We start from the raw sequence: 7,380 nt of genomic DNA, 5'->3' as shown, positions 1-7,380 counted from the left end.
TTTATATGCACTTGCATAACTAAACCATACAGTTTTTGTATTCTTAAAATACTTTATATCTTCAATGTTTTTCACTCTATATTCTCTAAAATTTATTGATACAAAATCCACCTTTTCAAGGTCTTTCTTCCATACAATCCCATACAATGCCTTATCTCTTTTGTATAATGTTACCATATGAGATGAGTTCAAAGACTCTCTAACTGCTCTTTCAAACTCCCTATCTTTGAAAAAAGCTATATGGTTCATAATGTATATACAAGTTATTACAAATATAATTACGATTATTTGTATTCTTCTCTTTTTTATCATTCATCAAGCCTCCTTGTTGCATCATCAATATCTTCATCCTCTGTGTCTGCAACCACACACCTCTTTTTCAGTAATACTACTAATATAAAACATAATAATACTTTTATTATAATGATAATAAAAATAACTATAATTATACACTTTCTAATCAATAAAGACCTTAGCATTTGGAAACATTGCTTTAATATCTTCATTTGCTTTTAAATTCCCTATACATATCCATTCTAACTTCTTAAAGTTTTTTATCTTATATATATTATCAAGTACATGATCATCCTCGTATATACTAGTATCACCATCATATTTGCTCGAATAACATAACATCAATTGCTTTAAATTTTTAAACTTTTTCAGATCGCTCACATCTTTTACTCTGTATTCCCTAAAATCTATTGACACGTCTTCTAATTTCTCTAAATCTTTTTTCCAAATAATCCCGATTATCGGCTTATCTCTCTTATCTATAAATGACATTCTATATGTATACTTTGTATTCCTAACCGCTCTCTCAAACTCCTTATCCTTAAAAAATGCTATTTTGTTTAATAAATAGCCACACATAATCACACACATAGCTATAATTATATATAACTTGTATTTTTTCTTCATTGTCTTTTCCTCTCTACCGCACTTCTAGGGTTTTTACCATCTCCTATTGCAACCTTTTCCCATCTTCCTATCATAATACTGATTTTATCAAAATTCTCAATAAGATCTTCTTCTGTCAATGGTTTTTCATCATTATAACCTATTTTTTCTGCATAATTCTCATACATACCTCCTTTAGCAAACTTACTGTTAAATTCATCTATAAGTTCTTGTGTAGTATCCCCTGTAAAAGTATCTCCAATATATGCCGGAAAAATAATATAACTATTATCAATATTTTCACTCACTTTATCTGTTTTTACCTGCACATAAAATAGATTAAAGTAATCCATCGTAGGTCCTACCCCACTAATTTCTTCTGCCTTAGCAAAGACTTTGTTATCACTATCCCTTAACACTTTTATCTCACCAACCACAAATTTAACTGTTGTAAATGCATCACCTACTTCTGGTGCAAAATTACTTAATAACATTGTCACTTCATAATCTACTAAGTTTCCAACAAACTGTGTACCCATGGGCACATCACAATTTAGACTCTCGTAAATATATCTTTGTGCTGTTTTTCTCAGTTCCTCTGCTGCACCTGCTCCTTGCTGTGGTAACTTTATTGTAATACTTATATCTTTATGTGCTTCAAATGGTACAAAAGCCCCATTATCCACATTTGCTCCATACTCAACAAAATTTATCACTATATCATTTTCTTCATTTCTACTAGCTTTTATTTTATATTCACCCCTCTCTTTTGTTACACCGTTATCTCCCTGTCTTGCAAAAAGTTTAGATGATACAATGCTTCCTTTATATGATAACAATGTATTAAATACTTCAAATAATTGCATAAAATGTTTCCTGTCTTCTGCCAAATTACAATCTGCTTTTTTTGCTACTTTAGCTATAGCACTAATATGTTTCCCATGCTCTATTAGCCCGCTAAGTATCTTATCCACTTTATCATTCTTTTTATAAATATCATTAACAGTATTGAAATACCCTTGATTATTACTCATAGTTTTCTCATAATCATAGCAATAGTAAATAGCTGTATTTATTAGTTCTACATATTCATCATCTCTACTTTCTACCATAAGCCTTGCTATCATGGCATATTCTGTTGCTTCAATATCCGTATTCAAACGTCCCTCTACAGGTTTCGTAAGGATATTTTGAATTACAGCCATTGCACCTTTTAACTTATATATCTCTTCAAGTTCTTTTTCCCTTTCTATAAGCTCCTTACTCTTTATACCTCTATAGTATCTGTCTATTTCATCCTTTGCATACTGTATATTTACACTACCCGGTGGCAGCAGCATTTCTCCTGTGGTTTTATCCACATTTATCATCTTTAGGTAGTAATTCAATCTGCTCAAATAGTCCTGCCTTGACTTTACTTCATTAAATATTCCCGAAGTCTCATCACAAAACTCACATATAATATCTAAAAGTTTTTCACATCTTGCTATCTTCTTCTCATAAAAATTTATAATCGAATTTCTTGGAAATTCCCTATTATATTCTCTATCAAGTAATCTTTCAAACTTTTCCTTTGCTGCGATTATTATATCCTCATCAAGCTTTTCATATCCCGGCAGTCTCCTGGCTGCTTCACTATATTTCCCATTTGCATCATACTCTAAATCCAAACACTCTATATACATTCTGAGAACCGGTAACAGCACACTATCCGAGTATTCTCTGCAAGCATCCCAAGCCTTACCTGTCAACACATCCTTAGTATCATTAAACTTATTTATACTTTCAAAGATAAGTGAAACTTGATGCTTAGTTTTTTCAATACTTTCTCTAATTGATCTTGTCTCTTCCAGTATATTGTTTCTATTTATACGTATACCCATATTTCTTACCTCGCATTATTTTAAAAATCCAAAAAATCCCTTATCTTTTTCTTGCATTGACTCACTTATTCCTTTTATACATTCTGTAAGATTAGCTATGTACGGCTTACATTCCTCTGTAAAGTCAGATGAAAATTCTAAGCACTCCATACAATCTGACTGCACATCTGCATTTGTACAATCAAGCCCTGTATCCACTCTCTCATGCGAAAAGCCGACAGTATTTTTTTCAATATTACACCTCATATTATCTGCTACCGCTGCATTATTTGATATTGTTCCATTCATATATTTCTCCTTCCACAAAGTTTAAATTAAAGGTATTCTTACCTTTTTAATATCTCCACCTTTGAATACAAATCCGGTTCCCGGTACAAACTTATAATTTCTTATTACCGGCATACGAATAAATGACTGTTCATCAGGTATTCCAAGTACTACACCCGAATTGATATCCTTCAACTTCTTTGTAAGCTCGTCAAAGCCACGAAGTTCATTTGGAGTCACAGCTTCAACTATGGAAATACCGTAGTCTAATAACTTTGGAATAAGTTTTTCCAAGTCAGCCCTTATGTCTTTACACAGGTTGATAAATCTTTCTATATCGTCTATCACTATCACTACCTGTGTAAGTTCCATACAAAACTCTCTCAAACTCTTATCATTTTTTACTCTTTCATACTCACTTACTCTTCGATTTACCTCATCCTCAAGAAGCTTATAAAATGCACCTGAATCAGCTTCATTATTGAAGTAAAGCTTGGCCATGTCCTTATACTCTCTGCCAAGTTCACTTCCGACGCTGTCACAAATGTATACCTCGGCTTCTTTTAGCTGTTCCAAAATCAATTTAAGTACATTGGTCTTTCCCGTACCTTCCTTACCTACTACCATGTGGATATTGCCACATAATTCCAGATATTGTACCTCTATTTCATCTGTATCAAGTCCTATACCCGGTCTGTCTATTCTGTCTGACAATACCATATCAACAGTTACAATCTCCGGCATTATCTTTATGCCTTCAGGCTTTTTACCAAGATTTGCTATGTTCAGCTCTTTTATAAGCGCTTCTATATTCTCGGTATAATTTTCAAGCTCTACAGGAGTGTAACACTGCATTATATTTACCTCATCAAGCTTTATAAGTGCCCTTCCCTTTATCTCAGGCAACTGATATTTGCTTCTTCCCACTATTCCGAGAATATCAGTCTTATCAAACAAATAGCCTGCAATCTTATTTTTAAAATTATTTAAAATTGAATATCTTATTGCTCCCTGTCTGGTAGCAGATACAGCCATATATATTCCGATTCCGGCACCGTCTCTGCTAAGTTTGTTGATGAATCCCTCAAGATCTATACCAAGTTCCTTTACCACATCATAATTGTCGATAAAGATAATTATTGCCGGCAATTTTTCTTTGGCTTTTTCATTATAATTTGAAAAACTTATTGCATTCATCTTTGCAAAAAGCCTTTTTCTAAGCTTTATTTCTTCTTCAAGAATCCTTACAAGCTTTGTCAGCTTTTCCTCATCTTCAAAACTTATATAATCTGCCGTCTGTGGCAACTCTTTTAATTGTATAAGACTTGAATTTCCAAAGTCCAAGATATAATAGTGCAGACTCTCCGTTCTGTTTTTAAATGCCAATGTCATTGCTATATTGGTAAGAAAAACAGACTTTCCGACACCCTGTGAACCGAATATAATGATATTTCCGTCTGTCAAAAAATCATGGATAAATTCTATCTGACTTTGGTTTTGCGGTATATCCACAATACCTGTTTCCGCCATAATATCAAGCTTATCATCCACAGTCTTCAATACTTCTTTATCTATATGCTTATTTACTATAACTTCAGGTAATGACGGTAACCACGTTTTTTCTACAGGCACATAATTACCTTCATTATAAACCTCTTTTATATATTCAACCACTGCTGCAAGTTGTGTGGTATTTGCCTTGTTCTCTACGGTATTCTTATCTTCACTTATAAGTTCTCTTTGCCCAAGATTATTTATTCTGTAAACTCTTCTGTCAAATCCTTCCCCTTCCGTCTCTTCATCAAAATATGCACCGCTGAACGCAGACTGGAAAAGCTCATAGACTTCATTATTACCGACTTGTAGGTATGCACGACCCGGATTGGTTATCTGCGCGGCATCAGGAGTTTTTATGACTTCTTTACTGTCTGCCACATCCTGAACCTTCAGTGCCAGCTTAAACTTTGAGTTGCTCCAAATCTGATCATCTACAATACCTGAAGGCTTTTGAGTAGCCAATATAAGATGTACACCCAAACTTCTGCCTATTCTGGAAGTAGAAACAAGCTCTGCCATAAATTCAGGCTGTTCATGCTTTAACTCTGCAAACTCATCTGAAATAATCAGAAGATGTGGCAACGGAGTGATTACCTTTCCGAATTTATACAGTTTTGTATATTCATTTATATTATTTACTCCCGATTCATTAAATATTCTCTGTCTTCTGCCAAGTTCACTTTTAATAGAGGCCAAAGCTCGCATGCTTTCACTACCGTCAAGATTTGTAATTGTTCCCAGAAGATGCGGTAAATCTCTGAACAGATTTGCCATTCCTCCACCTTTATAATCTATAAGTAAAAAACCGATATCTTCAGGTGAGAAATTTACAGACAGTGATAATATCAATGTTTGCAATATTTCAGATTTTCCGGAGCCTGTAGTACCTGCTACAAGTCCATGTGGTCCATGTGCCTTTTCATGCAAGTTTAAAAATACTATATCATCCTTTGCTCTTACTCCCACCTGAGTTGCCATAGACTTATAAATACAGGCTTCTTCCCACCTTTTTCTTATATTCAACTCATCCAATCTCTTAATATTAAACATTTCAAAAAAACTGATATTCTCAGGTATTTGACTGAATACTCCTTTGACATGCTTTAATCCGGACAGTTTTCTGGCTTGATTTTCCATATCTATATTTTTCATATCATACAGCTTTATATCTTTATTCATAAGAAAACCTTGGTTCAGCACTATCTTGGCATACTCATTTCCATCCACCTTGATAACAGTCTTTATATAATCAGGCAAACTTTCCTGCTTTGCCGCACTGTATATCAAAGAAAATCCGAGTCTTTCACCACTCATCTGTAAATATTCCATTATACTGTGATTTACTACAAATATCGGCTCATCCAATATAAATACAAAATGTGGTAAAAATCTAATCTCCTTTCTCTCCTCCTCCAATTTTATTTTTCGCTCTTTTAAAATAGTGGTTAGAGTTGCCAATACAAGCTCTGCATGGTTGCCTGTAGCAATAAGTGTACTTACATTTACACCATGTAGTCTAAAATGCGGATACCAAAATAAATTTGAAAATACTTTATTTCCATCATCATTTGTTATAAGTACAATTTCCAAGTCATGATAACTGTGAAAAAAGCAAAGTTGACTTATTATTGCCTTTTGCAACTCATATACATACTTCCTCTCTCCCACCAGTCCAAGATGTGTCTTTTTAAGGTCTGTAACATAAGGAAGATTTTCTATTACAGAAAACTCTTTGCCCAGTTTCAGCATTTCTTCATATAATTCCTCCCCTGAATTTTCCATATTTTCTTCATATTTTATTTGAAACAAGGGCTTCATATCGGAAGTACCTACTGATATATTAAGGAAATCTACATCATTAGAATCTCTTTCATAAATTCTGTCGGAGTAATTATCACAAAGCAACTCTATAGTCTTCATATCCGGATAATTAAATTTTAGCGACTCTATCTGTTTTTTTCTAAGTCTGTATAAACTTCCTCTCTTATTTAACAGGTACTTATTATAATTATCAGTTCTCTCTTTCTCCAAAGCTTTTCTTTCCTTAACGCTTTGTATACCGGTAACTATAGATACAATTATTGTAGCAACCATCATCCCGGCAGACATAAGTATAAATATGCCTCTTTTTAACAGTATGCCTATTCCTACTGTAATAGCCAATGTAAGAGCCGGTGCCGCAAGCCTTTTTAATATAGCATTCCTATCTTTAGCAGGTTTATTTGGAGGTCTCTTTATCTCTACCGTCTCCGTCTGCATATCTATATATATCCTTGGCGACCTCCTGTATTCACTTTCAAGTTTATCATAAGAATTTATATTTAATGATCGATTCAAACTTGAATTTAGTACATTACCGCTTATAGATAATTGAGCCTTACAATAGTCAATCTTTACTCCCGGTATAAATATACTGTTACCCTCAAAAAGCTTATATACTCCATTTTCATATATCGCTCCGTTAATATACACACTCCCATATATAACTCTTAAAGTGCCGCTACAAATAACAGCCAATATCTTTTTATCACTTTTAAGTACAATATCACAAAATTTATCTGTACCTATCTTTAATATTTTTTGAGTATACTTATAATCGGTTTTAGCTTCTGTATTCAGCAAACAAAATTCTATATTCCCATCCGACATTCCATAATTAGATGCAAGTTCTATCGCTTTATTTTTATCAATATTATCTTTATCATATGAAATTTCAATGCATCTTTTATCATTATAAAGGATCAATGTATTCATTCCTGCTTATTTACCCCCA

4 protein-coding genes and 1 pseudogene are annotated in these 7,380 nt (G+C 33.3%); all 5 read right to left on the bottom strand.

Annotated elements, in window-relative coordinates; translation table 11 throughout:
• Positions 1-312: pseudogene (locus HMPREF0381_RS14975) on the bottom strand (hypothetical protein); the annotation flags it as partial.
• Positions 313-456: 144 nt separating this feature from the next.
• On the bottom strand, positions 457-921 hold the full coding sequence (locus HMPREF0381_RS03990) for a hypothetical protein (RefSeq protein WP_008750596.1): 465 nt from the start codon (positions 919-921) through the stop codon (positions 457-459).
• On the bottom strand, positions 918-2,783 hold the full coding sequence (locus tag HMPREF0381_RS03985) for a T7SS effector LXG polymorphic toxin (protein ID WP_008750595.1): 1,866 nt from the start codon (positions 2,781-2,783) through the stop codon (positions 918-920). The genes HMPREF0381_RS03990 and HMPREF0381_RS03985 overlap by 4 nt, the downstream gene beginning before the upstream one ends.
• A 15-nt stretch (positions 2,784-2,798) precedes the next feature.
• Positions 2,799-3,071: a hypothetical protein gene (locus tag HMPREF0381_RS03980; RefSeq protein ID WP_008750594.1), complete on the bottom strand. Its 273-nt coding sequence runs from the start codon at positions 3,069-3,071 to the stop codon at positions 2,799-2,801.
• 21 nt (positions 3,072-3,092) lie between these two features.
• Complete coding sequence (essC, locus tag HMPREF0381_RS03975) at positions 3,093-7,361, bottom strand: type VII secretion protein EssC (RefSeq protein WP_008750593.1); 4,269 nt, start codon at positions 7,359-7,361, stop codon at positions 3,093-3,095.
• Positions 7,362-7,380: the final 19 nt, after the last annotated feature.

The organism is Lachnoanaerobaculum saburreum DSM 3986 (assembly GCF_000185385.1).
GTDB lineage: Bacteria > Bacillota > Clostridia > Lachnospirales > Lachnospiraceae > Lachnoanaerobaculum > Lachnoanaerobaculum saburreum.
This window is presented reverse-complemented; position numbering and strand designations above follow the sequence as displayed.

Bases quoted from the DNA above. Each gene is read 5' to 3' on its own strand.
- HMPREF0381_RS03980 (WP_008750594.1), bottom strand. From the start codon at position 3,071: ATGAATGGAACAATATCAAATAATGCAGCGGTAGCAGATAATATGAGG.
- HMPREF0381_RS03990 (WP_008750596.1), bottom strand. From the start codon at position 921: ATGAAGAAAAAATACAAGTTATATATAATTATAGCTATGTGTGTGATT.
- HMPREF0381_RS03985 (WP_008750595.1), bottom strand. From the start codon at position 2,783: ATGGGTATACGTATAAATAGAAACAATATACTGGAAGAGACAAGATCA.
- essC (WP_008750593.1), bottom strand. From the start codon at position 7,361: ATGAATACATTGATCCTTTATAATGATAAAAGATGCATTGAAATTTCA.